Source organism: Kribbella sp. NPDC000426, assembly GCF_040300265.1.
Lineage (GTDB): Bacteria > Actinomycetota > Actinomycetes > Propionibacteriales > Kribbellaceae > Kribbella.
In genome coordinates, this window is record NZ_JBEPDK010000005.1 from 57,912 (window position 1) to 73,605 (window position 15,694).

At 68.7% G+C, this 15,694-nt stretch carries 15 protein-coding genes; 8 read left to right on the forward strand and 7 right to left on the reverse strand.

The annotated features are described in order from the left end of the window. Positions 1 to 33: 33 nt before the first annotated feature. Positions 34 to 438 carry a nuclear transport factor 2 family protein gene (locus ABT313_RS24285; protein ID WP_350858040.1) on the reverse strand — a complete coding sequence of 135 codons (405 nt, stop codon included), beginning with the start codon at positions 436 to 438 and terminating at the stop codon, positions 34 to 36. Positions 439 to 684: 246 nt separating this feature from the next. Here ABT313_RS24285 and ABT313_RS24290 point away from each other — a divergent pair, with 246 nt between their 5' ends. Then, entirely contained in the window at positions 685 to 1,278 is a 594-nt protein-coding gene (locus ABT313_RS24290; RefSeq protein ID WP_350858043.1) for a hypothetical protein, read from the forward strand. On the opposite strand, the gene ABT313_RS24295 is transcribed toward ABT313_RS24290, so the two are convergent. Beyond that, positions 1,247 to 2,608, reverse strand: a complete 1,362-nt coding sequence (locus ABT313_RS24295; RefSeq protein WP_350858046.1) for an FAD-binding oxidoreductase — start codon at positions 2,606 to 2,608, stop codon at positions 1,247 to 1,249. The genes ABT313_RS24290 and ABT313_RS24295 overlap by 32 nt on opposite strands. 154 nt (positions 2,609 to 2,762) lie before the next feature. Here ABT313_RS24295 and ABT313_RS24300 point away from each other — a divergent pair, with 154 nt between their 5' ends. Further along, positions 2,763 to 3,992, forward strand: coding sequence for a lactate racemase domain-containing protein (locus ABT313_RS24300; protein WP_350858049.1), 1,230 nt, complete (start codon positions 2,763 to 2,765; stop codon positions 3,990 to 3,992). Positions 3,993 to 4,014: 22 nt separating this feature from the next. Then, a complete protein-coding gene (locus ABT313_RS24305; protein ID WP_350858052.1) occupies positions 4,015 to 5,466 on the forward strand; it encodes a flavin-containing monooxygenase in 1,452 nt (483 codons plus the stop codon). 229 nt (positions 5,467 to 5,695) lie between these two features. On the opposite strand, the gene ABT313_RS24310 is transcribed toward ABT313_RS24305, so the two are convergent. Further along, complete coding sequence (locus ABT313_RS24310; protein WP_350858054.1) at positions 5,696 to 7,069, reverse strand: cystathionine beta-synthase; 1,374 nt, start codon at positions 7,067 to 7,069, stop codon at positions 5,696 to 5,698. Positions 7,070 to 7,147: 78 nt separating this feature from the next. Between ABT313_RS24310 and ABT313_RS24315 the strand changes: the two genes are divergently transcribed. Continuing rightward, positions 7,148 to 8,176 (forward strand): SGNH/GDSL hydrolase family protein, encoded by a 1,029-nt coding sequence (locus tag ABT313_RS24315; RefSeq protein ID WP_350858057.1) that lies wholly within the window; start codon positions 7,148 to 7,150, stop codon positions 8,174 to 8,176. A gap of 114 nt (positions 8,177 to 8,290) precedes the next feature. Beyond that, positions 8,291 to 8,521: a DUF4287 domain-containing protein gene (locus ABT313_RS24320; protein WP_134108161.1), complete on the forward strand. Its 231-nt coding sequence runs from the start codon at positions 8,291 to 8,293 to the stop codon at positions 8,519 to 8,521. A 68-nt stretch (positions 8,522 to 8,589) separates the two neighbouring features. On the opposite strand, the gene ABT313_RS24325 is transcribed toward ABT313_RS24320, so the two are convergent. The 4 genes from ABT313_RS24325 to ABT313_RS24340 all read right to left on the reverse strand — a co-directional run bounded on the left by ABT313_RS24325 (position 8,590) and on the right by ABT313_RS24340 (position 12,436). Next, positions 8,590 to 9,429 (reverse strand): LLM class F420-dependent oxidoreductase, encoded by an 840-nt coding sequence (locus tag ABT313_RS24325; RefSeq protein WP_350858061.1) that lies wholly within the window; start codon positions 9,427 to 9,429, stop codon positions 8,590 to 8,592. Positions 9,430 to 9,434: 5 nt separating this feature from the next. After that, on the reverse strand, positions 9,435 to 10,595 hold the full coding sequence (locus tag ABT313_RS24330) for a VOC family protein (protein WP_350858064.1): 1,161 nt from the start codon (positions 10,593 to 10,595) through the stop codon (positions 9,435 to 9,437). Between the two features lie 111 nt (positions 10,596 to 10,706). Further along, positions 10,707 to 11,531 (reverse strand): Bax inhibitor-1/YccA family protein, encoded by an 825-nt coding sequence (locus tag ABT313_RS24335; protein ID WP_350858067.1) that lies wholly within the window; start codon positions 11,529 to 11,531, stop codon positions 10,707 to 10,709. A gap of 143 nt (positions 11,532 to 11,674) precedes the next feature. After that, positions 11,675 to 12,436 (reverse strand): DUF4118 domain-containing protein, encoded by a 762-nt coding sequence (locus tag ABT313_RS24340; protein ID WP_350858070.1) that lies wholly within the window; start codon positions 12,434 to 12,436, stop codon positions 11,675 to 11,677. A 62-nt stretch (positions 12,437 to 12,498) separates the two neighbouring features. Between ABT313_RS24340 and ABT313_RS24345 the strand changes: the two genes are divergently transcribed. From ABT313_RS24345 to ABT313_RS24355, 3 genes are all read left to right on the forward strand, one after another. Further along, positions 12,499 to 12,999: a DinB family protein gene (locus ABT313_RS24345; RefSeq protein ID WP_350858073.1), complete on the forward strand. Its 501-nt coding sequence runs from the start codon at positions 12,499 to 12,501 to the stop codon at positions 12,997 to 12,999. 56 nt (positions 13,000 to 13,055) lie between these two features. Then, the gene (locus tag ABT313_RS24350) at positions 13,056 to 14,252 is read left to right on the forward strand and encodes a GNAT family N-acetyltransferase (RefSeq protein ID WP_350858076.1); all 1,197 of its coding nucleotides are present in this window, start codon (positions 13,056 to 13,058) and stop codon (positions 14,250 to 14,252) included. A 127-nt stretch (positions 14,253 to 14,379) separates the two neighbouring features. Then, positions 14,380 to 15,687: an NAD(P)/FAD-dependent oxidoreductase gene (locus ABT313_RS24355; RefSeq protein ID WP_350858079.1), complete on the forward strand. Its 1,308-nt coding sequence runs from the start codon at positions 14,380 to 14,382 to the stop codon at positions 15,685 to 15,687. Positions 15,688 to 15,694 lie beyond the last annotated feature (7 nt).

Genomic DNA, 15,694 nt, shown 5'->3' on the forward strand with positions numbered 1-15,694 from the left:
GGAATATAACCGTGCCACGCCGCCTGACGGCACTCAATTACCGGGCTCCAGGGTGTCTGCATGGCGATGGAAGACCTTCCAGTTGCCGCTCTCGCGACGGTAGAGCTGCGTCACCCGGAGGGTGTAGGTGCGGGGCTCGCCGTTCACGCTGGCTGAGGTGTGTTCGTGGCCGACGGTGTAGCCGAGGTCGCCGACTGCGTCGGCCGAGATGAGGTCGTAGGCGTACGACGTGCAGCCGGAGAAGCTGTCCGCGAGCCGCTCGAAGACGTGGTCCACCTCGGCGGACGTCGTACCGCTCAGCCAGGCACCGAAGACCGTCACCGGCTCCTGCCTCGACCAGATCGCGCGCCGTGGGGCGGCGTCGCCGTTGTGGATCGCGGTCTCCGCGTCCCGCAATTCGGTCTCCACCCATTTCAGGAAGTCTGTTCGCTCGCTCATACATCGAGTGAAGGCCTGCGGGCAGCGGGCGCGGTAGGGAGTGTGTTCCCGGAGCGACCGGGAAGTTGGTAGGGGACCGATGAGAGGGTAGGGACCGTGGAGTGGGTGAGGCGGCGTGCCGGATGGGTGCTGGGGTTGGGGCTGGTTGGTGGGCTGGTTTGGACGGCGGTTGTCACCTTGTCGCAGCCGGGGTGGTACGACCCGACGAGGGACTGTTCGCGGAGGTTCGGGCCGGATGCGTCTGAGGTGCGCACCAGTTGGTTCCCGCCGAGGGCCACCTGTTTGTACGGCGCCGACGCGCGCCAGTACATGTCGACGTCCCGGACCGTCGTGCTCTCGATCCTCGCGGTGGTGCTGCTGATCGTCATCGTGACCGGCCTGATCCTGACCGTACGGCGGCTCGGCGGCGACCCGGGACCGATCCGCCCGGCCGGTGACCTCGACCTCCGGAAACGGTGGATCAAGCACCTGACCTTCGGGGCGGCGGACATGGCCGTCGTCTTCGCGCCGCTGACCTTCCTCAACGCGGTCGCGATCGTGTTCGGCGCCATCCCCGGCGGCATCCTGTTCATCGTGACGTCGCTCGTCGCCCTCAGCGCGATCGGGACCGCGCTCGACCGTCACCTGGGTCCGCTCCCGAGCAGCGCCCTCGACAGTCGTCGTCGCGGCACGATCGCCGGCGTCACGACGTACGCCGTCGTCTTCGCCGCCACCGCGGTCACCGGCGGGCTGCCGTTCCTCCGGCTCTGGTCGGTGCCGGTCGGCGGGATCGCCTACGCCGTGATCGTGGCCGTCCAGTGGCGTCGCGCTACCGCCAGCCAGGTTCAATATTCTGGTTGAGGTGGAACACGTTCTCGGGGTCGTACTCACACTTCACCCGAGCCAACCGGTCGTAGTTCTCCGCACCGAATCCCGAGATCACCCGGTCCTGCCCTTCCTGACCGGTGAAGTTCAGGTAGGCCGTTCCCGTCGACCACGGCTCCAGGTCCGCGCACACGTTCCTGGCCCACCGGATCGCCCGCGCGTCGTCGCACGGGTCCGACCAGGCCCCGGACGGGTGCGCCACCCAGCTCGCCTCCCGGTACGGCTGCGGCCACCTCTCCGCGCCACGCCGTACGGCGCCGCCCCACGGGAGCACGACCTGCTGGGAGCGGGACGGCCAGATCATCTCCAGGACCCGGTCGCAGAACGCCTGGACGGCCTGGTCCGGGAACTCTGACAGCTGCTCCGACGAGCAGTACCTGCGGAACCCGGCCGGATCGTCGAACATCGACTGGATCTCGACGTACGGCAACTGGCCGACGAACTCTCCCTCCGGCGCGAGCTCGAACATCGGCGCGAGCGCCGCCCGCGTCTCCTCCTCCTCACCGGCACACACGGCAACCGCGACCACAGCCGGCCTGCCGCGCAGCCGCTCAGGCACGAATCGCCGCCCAGTGCGGAACATCACCGCGCCGCCGAGCTCCTCCGGCGCACCAGCCTCGAACACGTCCCGGTACGCGCGCAGCACGGCGGGGCCGGCCTCCGTCGGCCACACCAGCACCGCAAGGGTCGTCGCCACCACCTGCTCGAGCCGGAAGGTGAGTGAGGTCGCGACTCCGAAGTTCCCGCCCCCGCCGTGCAGCGCCCAGAACAGCTCGGTGTTCTTCGTCTCGTCCGCGATCAGCAGCCGGCCGTCCGCGGTGACCAGCTCCACCGAGACGAGCGCGTCCGAGGTGAGCCCGAGCTTGCGTTCCAACCACCCCGACCCACCGCCGAGCGCCACGCCCGCGACGCCGGTCGTGGAGGTCCGGTCGCCGGTCAGCACCAGGCAGTACCGCTGGCACGCACGGTCCAGCTCGCCCCAGGTCGCTCCCCCGCCGACCCGGACGAGCCGTGCGAACGGATCGATCTGTACGCCGTTCAGTCGCCGGACGTCGACGACCAGGCCGTCGTCGGCGACCCCGGCCCCGGTCACCCCGTGGCCACCGCCCCGGACCGAGATCTCGAGCCCCTGCTGTACGCCGTACTGGATCGCGGACTGGACGTCGGCTGCCGTCTCGCACCGGGCGATCGCCTCCGGCTTCCGGTCGATCATCGCGTTCGCGACCCGGCGCGCGTCGTCGTATGCCCGGTCCTCGCGGCGGATCAGCACACCCCCGAACCCCGGCGGCCTGAATCTGTCGACCATGGCAAGTTCCCCCCTTGCTTGCCCTGATGGTGCGTTACCTTCCGCCCGGGGTCAACGCTCGGTTTTTCCTTGCTACCAGGGGTTTTCGGGCGATCACAGCAGGAAGCCGTGGACAGGTCGAGACACCCCGGGTGTGACTGGGTAGGCTCGATGCGTGACTACGGCAACGGTGATCGGTGGCGCGGACCAGGTCCTGACCGAGGACGAGGTGACCGCGTTCGTCGGCGAAGCCCTCGCCGGGGCAGGGCTCGAAGGGCGCAGCGTGTGCGTCATCGTCCCCGATGCGACCCGGAGCTGCCCGCTTCCGTTACTGCTGAGTGCCGTATCGACCGCTCTCGAAGGCGTCGCCGCCAAGGTCACAATCTTGGTTGCCCTGGGCACCCATGCGGAGATGACGCCGGAGCAGCTGCGCAAGCACCTCGGCGGTGACTACCCGAATGTGCTCAACCACGAGTGGTGGAAGCCGGACACGTTCGCCGATCTCGGCTCGATCGGCTCCGACCGGGTCGGCGAGATCTCCGGCGAGATGCTCCGCGACGAGGTCCCGGTCCGGCTGAACCGCGCGGTCGTCGAGCACGACGTCGCGCTGGTCGTCGGCCCGGTGTTCCCGCACGAGGTGGTCGGCTTCTCCGGCGGCAACAAGTACTTCTTCCCGGGCGTCGCCGGCCAGGAGGTGATCGACTTCTCGCACTGGTTAGGCGCCCTGATCACCAGCGCGAACATCATCGGTACGCCGGGCATCACCCCGGTCCGCGCGCTGATCAACGAGGCCGCGGCGCTGATCCCGGCCGAGAAGCTCGCGCTGTCCGTGGTCGCCCAGTCGGGGACCGACGCCCTGCACGCGGTCGCGTTCGGCGACACCGAGTCGTCGTGGCAGGCGGCCGCCGAGATCTCCGCGCAGACCCACGTCCGCTACCTCGAGCACCCGGTCCAGCGGGTCGTGTCGGTGATGCCGCCGAAGTACGCCGATATCTGGACCGCGGCCAAGGGCTTCTACAAGGTCGAGCCGATCGTCGCGGACGGCGGCGAGGTCATCCTCTACGCGCCGCATGTGACCAAACTGGCGGCGATGCACCCGGAGATCGAGAAGATCGGGTACCACTGCCGCGACTACTTCCTCGGCCAGTGGGACCACTTCCGCGACCTGCACTGGGGCGTCCTCGCGCACTCCACCCACCTCCGCGGCTCAGGCACCTGGGACCCGGCCAGCGGCGAGCACCACCGCGTCCAGGTCACGCTCGCGACGGGCATCCCGGAAGACGTCGTGCTCGGCGCCAACCTCGGGTATCTGGACCCGGCGGCCTTCGACCTGGCGGCGTACGAGGCCGATCCGGACACCTTCGTCGTACCGAATGCCGGAGAGACCCTCTACCGGCTTCAGTGACCCGCCGGTAACCTCAGGCGGTATGGCTGAGGTCGTCATCATCGGGTCCGGGTTCGCCGGGCTGTGCATGGGAATCAAACTGCAGCAGGCCGGGTGTGAGGACTTCGTCATCCTCGAGAAGGCGGACGACCTCGGCGGCACCTGGCGGGACAACACGTATCCCGGCTGCGCCTGCGACATCCCGTCGTACCTGTACTCGTTCTCGTTCGAGCAGAATCCGCGCTGGACGCGGATGTTCGCGCCGTGGGACGAGATCCTCGCCTACCTGCGGCACTGCGCCGGCAAGTACGGCATCGCCGGCAAGATCCGGTACGGCGCCGAGGTGACCGAGGCGGTCTTCGACGAGGCAACCGGCCACTGGACCGTCACGGTGAACGGCGACGAAACCATCGAGACGCAGGCGCTCGTGACCGGCGTCGGCAGCCTGCATGAGCCCAAGCTCCCGGACATCCCCGGCCTGGATTCGTTCGAGGGTACGACGTTCCACTCGGCGGTCTGGGACCACTCGGCGGACCTCCGCGGGCGCAACGTCGCGGTGATCGGGACCGGCGCGTCGGCGATCCAGTTCGTACCGCAGATTGCTCCGCAGGTCGCGCAACTCGATGTCTACCAGCGCACCGCGCCATGGGTCACCGGTAAGCCGGACCGCGCGATCGGCAGTTGGGAGCGGAAGCTGCATGAGCGGTTCCCGGCCGGGCAGCGGACGATCCGCAACGTCATCTACTGGGGTCTCGAAGGTCGCGGTGCCGGCTTCGCGGGCAACCCGAAGTTGATGAAAGGCCTTGAACTACAGGCGAAACGGCATCTGCACAAGCAGGTCACCGATCCCGAGCTGCGCGCGAAGCTGACCCCGGACTACCAGATCGGCTGCAAGCGCGTGCTGATCTCGAACGACTACTACCCGGCGCTGACCCGGCCGAACGTCGACGTCGTCACGACCCCGATCGCGCGGATCACCCCGACCGGCGTGGTCACCGCGGACGGGACCGAGCGAGCCTGCGACACGATCGTGCACGGCACCGGGTTCGCGGTCTCGGCGAACCTGACCCGGATGCCGATCCTCGGCAAGGACGGCGTCGACCTCGCGGACCACTGGAAGCGCAACGGCATCGGCGCACACCTCGGCATCACGGTCGCCGGCTACCCCAACCTCTTCCTGCTGGTCGGCCCGAACACGGTCCTCGGCCACTCCTCGATGGTCTTCATGATCGAGGCCCAGGTCCGCTACGTCATGCAGGCCCTGCACCTCCTCCGTCGCCGCAACGCGACGTACGTCGAGGTCCGCGAGGAGGCCCAGGAACAGTTCGTCGACTCGGTCCAGGGCGAGCTCGAAGGCACCGTCTGGAACTCCGGCTGCACCAACTGGTACCTGGACGCGTCCGGGCGGAACTCGACCATCTGGCCGGAGTGGACGATGTCGTACTGGCGCCGCACCCGACGGCTCGACCCGAGCGACTTCGCCGTCGTCCATTAGGGGATGCCCCCGACTCCTCTAGTAGGAGTCCGGGGGTGGCGGCATACGACCTTGGGATGAGCGGAAGACCGATCCGGAGGCCGATGTCTGCGGGGCGCGGTTGAAGGACTCTTGAGACATGGAAATCCTTCAGATCGCAGGAGCGGCGGTGATCGTGATCGGCATCGTGATCACGGCACTGATCGCCATCATCCCGTCAGTCGTCGACCGCTAACTCAACCCGATCGGCTCAATCGGCGGACAGGTGGACCAGGAGGTCCTGCCGGGTCAGCACGCCGACCGGCTTGCCGTCGTCCAGGACCATAAGGGCGTCGCGGCCCTCGAGCAGCTCGACCGCCTTGCTCACCGGTTCACCGGCGCCCAGGGACGGCAGTGCCGCGTCCATGTGCTGCTCGACGATGTCGTTCAGCCGCGCCTTGCCGGAGTACAACGCGTCCATCAGAGTGCGCTCCGACACCGCGCCGGCCACCTCGGCGGCCATCACCGGCGGCTCGGCCCGGACGACCGGCATCTGGGAGACGCCGTACTCGCGCAGGATCGCGATCGCCTCGGCGACCGTCTCGTGCGGGTGGGTGTGCACCAGCCCGGGCAGGCTGCCGTCCTTGCCGGCCAGCACGTCGCCGAGCGTCTTGCCCTGCTGGGCGTGCGCGAGGAAGCCGTACTGCGCGAGCCAGTCGTCGTTGAACACCTTGGTCAGGTAGCCGCGGCCGCCGTCGGGCAGCAGTACGACGATGACGGCGTCCGGGTCGTCGAGCTCGTGCGCGAGCCGGATCGCGGCCGCTGCCGCCATCCCCGCGGAGCCGCCGACCAGCATCGCCTCCTCGCGAGCCAGCCGCCGGGTGAGCGCGAACGAGTCCGCGTCGGAGACCTCGATGACGCGGTCGCAGATGTCGCGGTCGTACGTCTCCGGCCAGAAGTCCTCCCCGACGCCCTCGACCAGATACGGCCGGCCCGTACCGCCGGAGTACACCGAACCCTCGGGGTCGGCGCCGATGATCTGGACGCGGCCGCCGGAGACCTCCTTGAGGTACTTGCCGGTGCCGGTGATCGTGCCGCCGGTGCCGACACCCGCGACGAAGTGGGTGATCTTGCCCTCGGTCTGCTCCCAGAGCTCCGGGCCGGTGGTCTCGTAGTGCGAGCGCGGGTTGTTCTGGTTCGCGTACTGGTTCGGCTTCCAGGCGCCCTCGATCTCGCGGACCAGGCGGTCGGAGACGTTGTAGTACGAATCAGGGTGCTCGGGGGCGACCGCGGTCGGGCAGACCACGACCTCGGCTCCGTACGCCTTGAGCACGTTGCGCTTGTCCTCGCTGACCTTGTCCGGGCAGACGAAGACGCACTTGTAGCCCTTCTGCTGGGCCACCATCGCCAGGCCGACGCCGGTGTTGCCGGAGGTCGGCTCCACGATCGTGCCGCCGGGCTTCAGCTCGCCGGAGGCCTCCGCGGCCTCGATCATCCGGACCGCGATCCGGTCCTTCACCGAGCCGCCGGGGTTGAAGTACTCGACCTTCGCGAGCACGAGCGGCTTCGCGCCGTCTGTTGTCTTCGACAACCGCACCAGCGGGGTGTTGCCGACCAGGTCCAGGAGTGATTCTGCGTAGCGCACGATCTTTACTGTAGTGATATCGCGCCCTTTGCCCTATTTTCACTTGCGTCGACGTAACTGCGTGTAATCCTTGTACTTATGAGTAGAGCCCGGGCAGCCAAGAAGCTGGCCCAGGCCGCAGCCTTCGGGGGCGGGGGACTCGGACTCATCGGTGCCACGTTCTACGGCGTACTGACCGCTGAGGCCGAGTACGCGAAGCGCGTGATCGGACCGACGAGGTACTACCCCACTCCGGGCGACGGTCTGTACGGCCGGTATCCAGGACATCCGATCACGTTCGCGATGATCGGCGACTCGAGCGCGGCCGGTTACGGCACCGAGTCGCCCGACGAGACTCCCGGGGTGATGCTCGCCTCCGGTCTGGCCGAGCTGGCCAAACGCCCGGTGCGGCTGGTGGACGTGTCGAAGACCGGCGCGAAGTCCAGCGACCTGGCCGGCCAGGTCGACGCCGCACTGCAGGCCGGGCCGCATATCGCGGTCATCTTGATCGGCGTCAACGACGTGAAGGCCAAGATGCCGCCGTCGACCTCGGTCCGGTTGCTGTCCACCGCCGTCCGCCGGCTGCGCGCCGCGAACTGTGAGGTGGTGGTCGGCACCTGCCCGGACCTGGGTGTGGTCCGGACGATCATGCCGCCGCTGCGGCAGGTCGCCCGGTCCTGGAGCCATCGGCTGGCCGCCGCTCAGACCATCGCAGTGGTCGAAGCAGGCGGCCGGTCCGTCTCACTGGGCTCGCTGCTCGGTGAGGTGTTCCGGACCAACCCGTCGATGTGGGGCCGCGACAACTTCCACCCCTCCGCCACCGGGTACGCCGCGGCGTCGGCCGCGTTGCTGCCGTCGGTGGCGGCTGCGATGGGGGTCGGGCCCGAGTCGTTCGTGCACCCGGAGCCGTTCCGCGGCGAGGCGATCCTGCCGATCGCGGAAGCCGCCGTACAGGCCGTCCGGAAGGCAGGCACCGAGGTGGCTGCCACCGAGGTCGCCGGCCGGGAGCGCGGGCCGCGCGGACGCTGGGCGGCGCTGCGGCATCGCCGCCGGCACCCGAAGGCCGACGTCGAGCGAGTGGACGAGGAAGCGAAGGAACAAGCCGAGACAGTGCCTGTCGGTCAATAGTTGTTGGGTTGTGCGTCCGCTGAGCGACACCTTTCATGTCGAGAGTCTTGCCTCCGGGCGTCCGAGTGGTGCACAGTCGATAACTACGCGGTACCCCGATGACGGGAGGCGAAGATGGGCTTGAACCACTCCGAGGAGACGCACCAGCGTTTGGTGGAGGCCGTGCCCAGGTGCACCGGACGCCAGATGACCGAGTGGTTCCAGCTGATGAACGACGGACCGTCGTTCCTGCGCTTCGACGACAGAGTGCGGTGGCTCTCCAGCGAGTACGAACTCGCGCACGGGCACGCGACCGCCATCGTTCACGAGTTCGACCTGGTCAAAGCGCACCGGCGAATGGGCTGAACCGCAAAGGAGACAACGAGAAGACCTGCCCTTTCAGGTGGAGGGGCAGGTCTTTCACGTTCCGGGGCTCAGCGCAGCGGTGCTAGGGCCTTCGCCAACGGCTCGAGGACGGCCGGGGTGTGCGGCGGCGGCAGGTACACGATCGCGAGGTCGAGCCCCTCCTCGCCGAGCGCGGCCGCCTGCTCGGCGACCTTGGCGTAGTCGCCGTCCGGCCCCAGCCGGACGTGTGACGACAGGGTGATCTCGGTCGGAACGCGGCCGACGTCCTCGCAGTGGGCGTACAGCACGTCGCGCTTGTGGGCGAACTCCGCGGGCGTCCCGCCGACGAAGTTCCAGTGCTGGGCGTACTTCGCCGCCGTCCGGAGCGTCCGCTTCTCGCCGCTGCCGCCGATACAGATCGGCGGATGCGGCTTCTGCACGCCCTTCGGCTCGCAGCGGGCGTCCGTCAGCTCGTAGTGATCGCCCCGGAACGTCGTGGTCTCCTGCGTCAGCAGACCGACGAGCACCTCGCAGGCCTCCTCGAATCGGTCGCTGCGCTCCTTCAGCGAGCCGAGCCGCATGCCGTACGCACCCGACTCCTCCTCGTTCCAGCCGGCGCCGATACCGATCTCCAGGCGACCGCCGGACACGATGTCGAGGGTCGCGGCCATGTTCGCGAGCAACGCGGGGTGCCGGTAGTGGATCCCGCTGACGAGCGTGCCGATCCGGAGCCGCTTGGTCGCCTGCGCGAGCGCGGTCAGCGTCACCCAGCCCTCCAGGCACGGGCCGGTCGAATCTGAGTAGATGGGATAGAAGTGATCGAAGGTCCAGCCGGACTCGAACAGCTCGATGTCGTCCGCGGCCTGCCAGACGGCGAGCATGTCGGCCCATTCGGTGTTCTGGGGCGAGGTCTTGATCGCGAATCGCATGACCATCATCGTATGTCGAGCTCGTTGCCCTCCGGGTCGCTCAGCAGACAACGTTGCGGGGTCTGATCCAGCACCCTCCCGCCAGCCGCCAGGGCGGCCTCGACACGCGCCTGCACCTGGTCTTCCGGTACGACGAGCTGCAGGTGGATGCGGTTGCGCTGCTTCGTCCGCTCGTCGTTCGCGTCCAGCTGCTGGAAGAACAGGACCGGGTTGAGCCGGCGCGGATCGTAGGTGTCCGACACCTGCGCCCGCGGATCCGGCTGGTAGCCGAGCACTGTCCGCCAGAACCTGCTGAGCGCGTCCGCGTCGACCGCATCGATGCCGAACTGGACGAAACGCAGCGGCTGCGCGTCGGCGGCGAGGCCGAGATCGTGCGCGACGTCCTGGATGCGCTTGGCCAGTTCGACGAAGGCCGCGCCGCCGTTCGGCAGGTCGTCCTCCCATTGGTCCTTGCTGCCGTCGATCAGCACCCCGGCCGGGCGCAGGTCGACCTGCAGCGGGATGCTCGCCTCGTCGGCCAGCTTCGCGACGGCGGAGACCAGGCTGGTCGCCTGCTTGGGCGACGTCGTCGGGTAGAACGCCATCGCGCCGAAGTTGGTCCACCAGTCGGCGGCCTCCGGCGACAGCTGGTCACCTGGGACCAGGTCGACCTCGTTGCCTTCGGGATCCGCGAGCGCCACGCCCCACGCGCCGTACGGCTCCTGGCCGATGGCGGTCCGGACGGCGTCCACCGCGTCGGACGGCCGTACGACGTCGACGTGGATGCGGTTGCGAAGCGGGCGGGGGTCGGCCAGCGGGCGGACCTCGACGGCTGGGTCACGGTCGAGCGGGTCCTGCAGGCCCGTCGGCGTCTCCTCGTAGCCGAACGCCGTACGCCAGAAGGTCGTCACCGCGGCCGGGTCGGTCGCCTCGAAGGCCAGGTGGACCTCCTGCAGGACGGTCGGATCGGCGGTCAGGCCCAGCTCGCGAGCCGTCCGTGAGATCGCGGCGGCCACCTCGGCCTGGCCGGACCGTAGCCGCAGGCGTACGCCGTCCGGCCGGAGGTCCACGTCCGGTAGCGGACCGAGGCGCTCGACCAGGACGGCGCCGGCGCTCGCGGAAGGTGCGTCGAACCAGGCGCTCAGGACTCCGCCGAGGACCCGCCAGTCACCGCTGATCTCGCTCATGGAGACCACAGTAGGACCGGAACCGGACGGACCGCGTCCGGAACTGCCAGGAGGGCCGGTCCACCTGAACCGGCCCTCCTGAAGACATTACGGCTGTCGCGCCGCCGCGGTTCAGTCGCCGCCGCGGAGGATCGCGAGGATGCGCAGGATGTTCCAGTACAGCCAGACCAGGGTGACGGTCAGGCCGAACGCCGCGCGCCAGGCCTCGCTCTGCGGGGCGCCGTGGCGGACACCCTGCTCGATCATGTCGAAGTCGAGGATCAGGTTGAACACCGCGAGCCCGGCGCCGATCGCGGCGAAGATCAGGCCCATGACGCCGAAGCCGCCGATCCCGGTCTGCACGCCGAACAGGCTCAGCAGCAGGTTGATGACCACCACGCCGGCGAAGCCCATCGTCCCGATGATCACCATCCGGGTGAACTTCGGCGTCACCTTGATCGCGAAGTACTTGTACGTCGCCAGCGTCAGGCCGGCCGTCACCATCGTGGCCAGCACGGCCTGCACGATGATGCCGGGGTCACCGACCCAGTTGGCGATGAACTTGGAGCCGATCCCGAGGAACACGCCCTCGGCCGCGGCGTACACCATCAGCAGCACCGGGTTCACCTTGCGGGCGAACGACAGCACCAGGCCGATCGCGAGCGCCGCCAGCATGCCGGCGAAGAACGCCGGGCCGACCGCGGTTTCCGGGATCGCCCGCCAGGCGATCACCGCGACCACGGTGACCACAGCCAGCGTGGCGGCGGTGCGGACGATCACGTCGTCCATCGTCATCGGGCGGCTCGCGGCCGGGGCACCCTGGTACTGCGGCGGCATACCCGACCCGCCGTAGCCGTAGGCTCCCGGCTGACCGTACGGAGCGGCGCCCGGATAGGCCTGGCCCTGGCCAGGCGCAAATGCACTCGACCGGTTCAGGACCGGGTTACTGCTCTGCATCATTTCCTCCTGATGACCCACTTCCGGGGCCGTATCCAGATACTACGACCCCATCCTGAACAACATCTGAGAATCAAGCCCCGGAAACCCCTGTATTTACAGGCGGTTGCGAATCTCAATCGGTTTCCGATACACCCGGTCGGTCAGACGTGGGGGCGGGTCGCCTCGTGTGACGCGAGGGCCGCGCCCACCTGGTCGGCCAGGGCTACGGCTACCAGGCGTTGTTCGAGGTCGGGGCGGGCGATGCGGGTTGCGGCGGTGAGGAGGAAGCGGCCGCGGGTCTCGCCGGCGTGCTGGACGGGCAGCTCGATCTCGGCGTTCGTCGGTAGGCCGTCGCGTTCGACCTTCAGCACGTGGGATCCGCGGGTGACCGAACCGTCCGGGTTCAGCCGCGGCCCGGCGGCCTGCTTGCTACCGGCAACGAACTTCGCGCCGTCGATCCCGAGCAGCGCGGTCAGCTCGGCGCGGACCTGCTCGATCAGGTCGTCGGTCGAACCGCCGGCGGCAACCGCTTGCGAGGTGGTGATCACGCCGTCCAGGTATCCCCGGCGCCGCGACGCGTTGGCTTGTTGCCTGCGGCCCCAGATCGCAATCTGGGTGACCGCGATCCCGATCACCAGCAGCAGCACGGCCTGTTCGATGTCGTTGCTGCTGTTGATCGTGAAGCTGTCGTACGGAACGGTCAGAAAGAAGTCGAACCAGATCGCACTCGAAACCGCGGCCAGCACCCCGGCGAGCCGGATGCCGGACACCGCGACTGCGACGATCACGACGACGAGCAGCAGGGCCGCGTTCGCGTTGTCGAAATGCTCCCGGAACGGGATCAGCAACGCACAGACCGCCGGGGGCGCGAGCAGCGAAGCCGTCAGGACGGGTGTGCGGTAACTCTCCACACCCCTATTCATGCGCACTTCACCTGTTCCGATCAACCCTTCTCGCGGAACTCTGTCGCGCCTACCGTTGTCGGATGCCCGAGATCACCCGCACCCGACCACCTGAGGACGCCGACGAACGCAGCACGCTCACCGGCCTGCTCGACTTCCTCCGCTCCACGGTCGAACTCAAGCTCAGCGGCCTGACCGAGGAACAAGCGTTCGCCCGGCCCGTCGACCCGTCCGCGCTGACCCCGGCCGGCATCGTCAAACACCTCACCGCGGTCGAACGCTTCTGGTTCTCCATCGACTTCGCCGACCTGGACCTCGACTGGCCGTGGTCCGAGGACGACCCGCACGGCGGCTTCCCGATCGCACCCGGCGACACGGTCGAGGGGATCCTCGCGGCGTACCGGTCCGAATGCGCACGCTCCCGCGAGATCACCTCCGCCGCGTCCTTCGACGACCGGGCCCGCTCGGACGGTATGACGTTCAATCTCCGGTACGCCGTCGCGCACATCATCGAGGAGACCGCCCGCCATCTCGGCCACCTGGATCTCCTCCGCGAGTCGACCGACGGGCTGGTGGGCGAGTAGGAGGCGGCCGAAAAGCCTTGGCCGGGCACGCCGTCGCGCGGCTACGTTGGGGAGCCGTGGCAGCCTCCTACAGCATCAGACCCGCCGTGGCGTCCGACGCCGCCTTCCTCGCTGACGTGACGCTTGCGGCCACTCGCGCCCAAGGCCGGCTGGCAGCGGACTTCGACGAGACCGCGTGGCACGCCGGCTTCGTGGAGTGGAGCCTGGAATCGATCGACGATCCCTCGACCGAGCTGAATGTCGTCGAGGTCGACGACCGCCCCGCCGGCCGCCTCCGCATCAGCCGTACGCCGGCAGCCGTCGAGCTGAACGGCATCCAGCTCCACCCCGACGTCCAGAACCGCGGCATCGGTACGGCGATCATCACCGAACTCCAGTCGGAGGCCGGGACCCGCGGCGTACCGCTCGAACTGCATGTCGAGCGCGACAACCCCGACGCCCGCCGCCTCTACGAGCGCCTCGGTTTCCACAAGACCGGTGCGGACGGCGCCGAAGACATCATGCAGTGGACCTCGGGCACCCAGCTCTGGAACGCCGAGGTCGCCCGGCGGTACGACACACCCGGCACCGGCATGTTCGCCCCCGAGGTCCTCGGGCCGACGGTGGACCGCCTGGCCGAGCTCGCCGACGGCGGGCGGGCCCTCGAGTTCGCGATCGGCACCGGGCGGGTCGCCGTACCGCTGTCGGAGCGCGGCGTACCGGTGAGCGGGGTCGAGCTGTCCACCGCCATGCTCGCGGAACTCCGTACGAAGGTTGACGAGGCGGCGATCCCGGTGGTCGTCGGCGACATGTCCGTCGTTCGCGCGGCCGGTGAGTTCAGCCTCGTCTACTTGGTCTTCAACACGATCTCCAACCTGCTCACCCAGGAGCAGCAGGTCGCGTGCTTCCGCAACGCCGCGCGACATCTCACACCCGGCGGCTGCTTCGTGATCGAGCTCTGGGTCCCCGAACTGCGCCGGCTCCCACCCGGTACGCCGGCCACCGTCGGCGTCGCCGAGCCCGGCTACATCCTGCTCGACACGTACGACGTACTGAACCAGCACGTGGTCTCGCACCACTTCCACTTCGGCGAAGGCACCCGGGCAGAGCTAGGCCGCAGCCCGCACCGGTACATCTGGCCGGCCGAACTCGACCTGATGGGCCAACTCGCCGGCTTCACCCTGGAATCCCGCCACGCCGACTGGCACGGCGCACCGTTCACCACCGAGTCCCCCTCCCATATCTCGGTCTACCGCCTCACCATGGAGGCATGACAGGTCCCTCGCGCAGGGGATGTTCGGTGGGTGAGATCACTCGGAAGAGGGTTTGTGAAATGTTTCACGAGCGCTTAACGTTGAAGTGAACATGAAGTCGGAGAACCACTCAGGGAGAGTGAACCGGATGACAGCCCAGGTACCGCACATCCTCGTCGTCGGAGGCGGTTACGTCGGGATGTACACCGCGTACGGCCTGCGCCGCGCCGCCCGTAAGGGCAGGATCCGCGTGACTGTGGTCGACCCGCGGTCGGTGATGACCTACCAGCCGTTCCTGCCCGAGGCAGCGGCCGGCTCGGTGGAACCGCGGCACGTCGTCGTGCCGCTGCGCAAGACCCTCAAGGGCTGCCGGGTGGTGACCGGCCGGGTGACCGGTATCGACCACGCCAACAAGGTCGCCAAGGTGATGCCCGAGGAGGGCCCGGAGTACGAGCTCGCCTACGACCAGATCGTGGTCGCCCTCGGCTCGATCGCCCGTACCCTGCCGATCCCCGGCCTGGCCGACGAAGCAACCGGGTTCAAGAACGTCGAGGAAGCGATCGCGCTGCGCAACAAGGTCCTCGACCGGCTCGACGTCGCCTCGTCGCAGCCCGACCCGGCGCTGCGCAAGTCCGCGCTGACGTTCGTGTTCATCGGCGGCGGGTACGCCGGTGTCGAGGCGTTCGCAGAACTCGAGGACATGGCCCGCTACGCCACCCGCTACTACGACAACATCAACCCCGAGGACATGCGCTGGGTCCTGGTCGAGGCCACCGGGCGGATCCTGCCCGAGGTCGGTGAGGATCTCGGCAAGTACACCGTGGACCAGCTCCGCAAGCGCAACATGGACATCCGGCTGGAGACCCGGCTGGAGTCCTGCGAGAAGGGCCACGTGATCCTCAGCGACGGCGAGGAGTTCGACGCCGACACGATCGTCTGGACCGCCGGCGTGAAGGCGAACCCGGCGCTCGCCGCGACCGACTTCCCGCTGGACGAGAAGGGCCGGATCAAGACGCTGGCGAACCTGCGGATCGAGGGCGTCGACGACGCCTGGACCGCCGGCGACAACGCCGCCGTACCGGACCTGACCAGTGCGACCGGTGCGTACTGCGCCCCGAACGCGCAGCACGCCGTCCGCCAGGCGCACCAGCTCGCCGCGAACATCCTCCGGGTGGTCGACGGCCAGCCGCCGCAGGACTACCGGCACAAGTACGTCGGCTCGGTCGCGAGCCTCGGTCTGCACAAGGGCGTCGCCCAGCTGTACGGCGTTAAGGTGAAGGGCTGGCTGGCCTGGTTCCTGCACCGGACGTACCACGTGTCCCGCGTCCCCACCTTCAACCGGAAGGCCCGCGTCATCCTCGACTGGACGCTGGCGCTGTTCTTCCGCCGCGAGGTCACCAGCCTCGGCAGCCTGCAGACCCCGAACGAGGAGTTCCGCAGGGCGACCCAGTCGTAACCACCTG

What these genes read in the sequence shown, in the direction of transcription:
- ABT313_RS24285 (WP_350858040.1), bottom strand. Translation starts at nt 438, where the DNA reads ATGAGCGAGCGAACAGACTTCCTGAAATGGGTGGAGACCGAATTGCGG.
- ABT313_RS24295 (WP_350858046.1), bottom strand. Translation starts at nt 2,608, where the DNA reads ATGGTCGACAGATTCAGGCCGCCGGGGTTCGGGGGTGTGCTGATCCGC.
- ABT313_RS24305 (WP_350858052.1), top strand. Translation starts at nt 4,015, where the DNA reads ATGGCTGAGGTCGTCATCATCGGGTCCGGGTTCGCCGGGCTGTGCATG.
- ABT313_RS24315 (WP_350858057.1), top strand. Translation starts at nt 7,148, where the DNA reads ATGAGTAGAGCCCGGGCAGCCAAGAAGCTGGCCCAGGCCGCAGCCTTC.
- ABT313_RS24320 (WP_134108161.1), top strand. Translation starts at nt 8,291, where the DNA reads ATGGGCTTGAACCACTCCGAGGAGACGCACCAGCGTTTGGTGGAGGCC.
- ABT313_RS24325 (WP_350858061.1), bottom strand. Translation starts at nt 9,429, where the DNA reads ATGCGATTCGCGATCAAGACCTCGCCCCAGAACACCGAATGGGCCGAC.
- ABT313_RS24330 (WP_350858064.1), bottom strand. Translation starts at nt 10,595, where the DNA reads ATGAGCGAGATCAGCGGTGACTGGCGGGTCCTCGGCGGAGTCCTGAGC.
- ABT313_RS24335 (WP_350858067.1), bottom strand. Translation starts at nt 11,531, where the DNA reads ATGCAGAGCAGTAACCCGGTCCTGAACCGGTCGAGTGCATTTGCGCCT.
- ABT313_RS24340 (WP_350858070.1), bottom strand. Translation starts at nt 12,436, where the DNA reads ATGAATAGGGGTGTGGAGAGTTACCGCACACCCGTCCTGACGGCTTCG.
- ABT313_RS24345 (WP_350858073.1), top strand. Translation starts at nt 12,499, where the DNA reads ATGCCCGAGATCACCCGCACCCGACCACCTGAGGACGCCGACGAACGC.
- ABT313_RS24355 (WP_350858079.1), top strand. Translation starts at nt 14,380, where the DNA reads ATGACAGCCCAGGTACCGCACATCCTCGTCGTCGGAGGCGGTTACGTC.